Origin of the sequence: Escherichia sp. WS2035, assembly GCF_046487065.1 — a bacterium.
Classification (GTDB): Bacteria; Pseudomonadota; Gammaproteobacteria; order Enterobacterales; family Enterobacteriaceae; genus Escherichia; species Escherichia coli.
This window is the reverse complement of the sequence record NZ_JBJQKD010000040.1, coordinates 1-3,160: the sequence shown is the minus strand read 5'-3', so window position 1 is coordinate 3,160 and position 3,160 is coordinate 1. Positions and strand designations below refer to the sequence as shown.

At 53.2% G+C, this 3,160-nt stretch carries 2 rRNA genes; both read right to left on the bottom strand.

What is annotated here, in order from left to right:
* A 5S ribosomal RNA gene (rrf, locus tag ACJHX4_RS26605) occupies positions 1-115 on the bottom strand; the annotation flags it as partial.
* A gap of 102 nt (positions 116-217) precedes the next feature.
* Positions 218-3,121, bottom strand: a 23S ribosomal RNA gene (locus tag ACJHX4_RS26600).
* Positions 3,122-3,160 lie beyond the last annotated feature (39 nt).

The following is a 3,160-nucleotide window of genomic DNA, read 5'->3' as shown; positions in this document are numbered from 1 at the left end:
CCTGGCAGTTCCCTACTCTCGCATGGGGAGACCCCACACTACCATCGGCGCTACGGCGTTTCACTTCTGAGTTCGGCATGGGGTCAGGTGGGACCACCGCGCTAAGGCCGCCAGGCAAATTCTGTTTTATCAACACGTCCCGTTATGACCTGTCGATTTAATCTGCTATCAAGCTTACTTATCGATGTCTCTTCCGCCAAAACATCTTCGGCGTTGTAAGGTTAAGCCTCACGGTTCATTAGTACCGGTTAGCTCAACGCATCGCTGCGCTTACACACCCGGCCTATCAACGTCGTCGTCTTCAACGTTCCTTCAGGACTCTCAAGGAGTCAGGGAGAACTCATCTCGGGGCAAGTTTCGTGCTTAGATGCTTTCAGCACTTATCTCTTCCGCATTTAGCTACCGGGCAGTGCCATTGGCATGACAACCCGAACACCAGTGATGCGTCCACTCCGGTCCTCTCGTACTAGGAGCAGCCCCCCTCAGTTCTCCAGCGCCCACGGCAGATAGGGACCGAACTGTCTCACGACGTTCTAAACCCAGCTCGCGTACCACTTTAAATGGCGAACAGCCATACCCTTGGGACCTACTTCAGCCCCAGGATGTGATGAGCCGACATCGAGGTGCCAAACACCGCCGTCGATATGAACTCTTGGGCGGTATCAGCCTGTTATCCCCGGAGTACCTTTTATCCGTTGAGCGATGGCCCTTCCATTCAGAACCACCGGATCACTATGACCTGCTTTCGCACCTGCTCGCGCCGTCACGCTCGCAGTCAAGCTGGCTTATGCCATTGCACTAACCTCCTGATGTCCGACCAGGATTAGCCAACCTTCGTGCTCCTCCGTTACTCTTTAGGAGGAGACCGCCCCAGTCAAACTACCCACCAGACACTGTCCGCAACCCCGGTAAGGGGCCCACGTTAGAACATCAAACATTAAAGGGTGGTATTTCAAGGTCGGCTCCATGCAGACTGGCGTCCACACTTCAAAGCCTCCCACCTATCCTACACATCAAGGCTCAATGTTCAGTGTCAAGCTATAGTAAAGGTTCACGGGGTCTTTCCGTCTTGCCGCGGGTACACTGCATCTTCACAGCGAGTTCAATTTCACTGAGTCTCGGGTGGAGACAGCCTGGCCATCATTACGCCATTCGTGCAGGTCGGAACTTACCCGACAAGGAATTTCGCTACCTTAGGACCGTTATAGTTACGGCCGCCGTTTACCGGGGCTTCGATCAAGAGCTTCGCGTTACCGCTAACCCCATCAATTAACCTTCCGGCACCGGGCAGGCGTCACACCGTATACGTCCACTTTCGTGTTTGCACAGTGCTGTGTTTTTAATAAACAGTTGCAGCCAGCTGGTATCTTCGACTGATTTCAGCTCCACGAGCAAGTCGCTTCACCTACATATCAGCGTGCCTTCTCCCGAAGTTACGGCACCATTTTGCCTAGTTCCTTCACCCGAGTTCTCTCAAGCGCCTTGGTATTCTCTACCTGACCACCTGTGTCGGTTTGGGGTACGATTTGATGTTACCTGATGCTTAGAGGCTTTTCCTGGAAGCAGGGCATTTGTCGCTTCAGCACCGTAGTGCCTCGTCATCACGCCTCAGCCTTGATTTTCCGGATTTGCCTGGAAAACCAGCCTACACGCTTAAACCGGGACAACCGTCGCCCGGCCAACATAGCCTTCTCCGTCCCCCCTTCGCAGTAACACCAAGTACAGGAATATTAACCTGTTTCCCATCGACTACGCCTTTCGGCCTCGCCTTAGGGGTCGACTCACCCTGCCCCGATTAACGTTGGACAGGAACCCTTGGTCTTCCGGCGAGCGGGCTTTTCACCCGCTTTATCGTTACTTATGTCAGCATTCGCACTTCTGATACCTCCAGCATACCTCACAGTACACCTTCACAGGCTTACAGAACGCTCCCCTACCCAACAACACATAGTGTCGCTGCCGCAGCTTCGGTGCATGGTTTAGCCCCGTTACATCTTCCGCGCAGGCCGACTCGACCAGTGAGCTATTACGCTTTCTTTAAATGATGGCTGCTTCTAAGCCAACATCCTGGCTGTCTGGGCCTTCCCACATCGTTTCCCACTTAACCATGACTTTGGGACCTTAGCTGGCGGTCTGGGTTGTTTCCCTCTTCACGACGGACGTTAGCACCCGCCGTGTGTCTCCCGTGATAACATTCTCCGGTATTCGCAGTTTGCATCGGGTTGGTAAGTCGGGATGACCCCCTTGCCGAAACAGTGCTCTACCCCCGGAGATGAATTCACGAGGCGCTACCTAAATAGCTTTCGGGGAGAACCAGCTATCTCCCGGTTTGATTGGCCTTTCACCCCCAGCCACAAGTCATCCGCTAATTTTTCAACATTAGTCGGTTCGGTCCTCCAGTTAGTGTTACCCAACCTTCAACCTGCCCATGGCTAGATCACCGGGTTTCGGGTCTATACCCTGCAACTTAACGCCCAGTTAAGACTCGGTTTCCCTTCGGCTCCCCTATTCGGTTAACCTTGCTACAGAATATAAGTCGCTGACCCATTATACAAAAGGTACGCAGTCACCCCATTAAGAGGCTCCCACTGCTTGTACGTACACGGTTTCAGGTTCTTTTTCACTCCCCTCGCCGGGGTTCTTTTCGCCTTTCCCTCACGGTACTGGTTCACTATCGGTCAGTCAGGAGTATTTAGCCTTGGAGGATGGTCCCCCCATATTCAGACAGGATACCACGTGTCCCGCCCTACTCATCGAGCTCACAGTATGTGCATTTTTGTGTACGGGGCTGTCACCCTGTATCGCGCGCCTTTCCAGACGCTTCCACTAACACACACACTGATTCAGGCTCTGGGCTCCTCCCCGTTCGCTCGCCGCTACTGGGGGAATCTCGGTTGATTTCTTTTCCTCGGGGTACTTAGATGTTTCAGTTCCCCCGGTTCGCCTCATTAACCTATGGATTCAGTTAATGATAGTGTGTCGAAACACACTGGGTTTCCCCATTCGGAAATCGCCGGTTATAACGGTTCATATCACCTCACCGACGCTTATCGCAGATTAGCACGTCCTTCATCGCCTCTGACTGCCAGGGCATCCACCGTGTACGCTTAGTCGCTTAACCTCACAACCCGAAGATGTTTCTTGCGATTCATCATCGTGT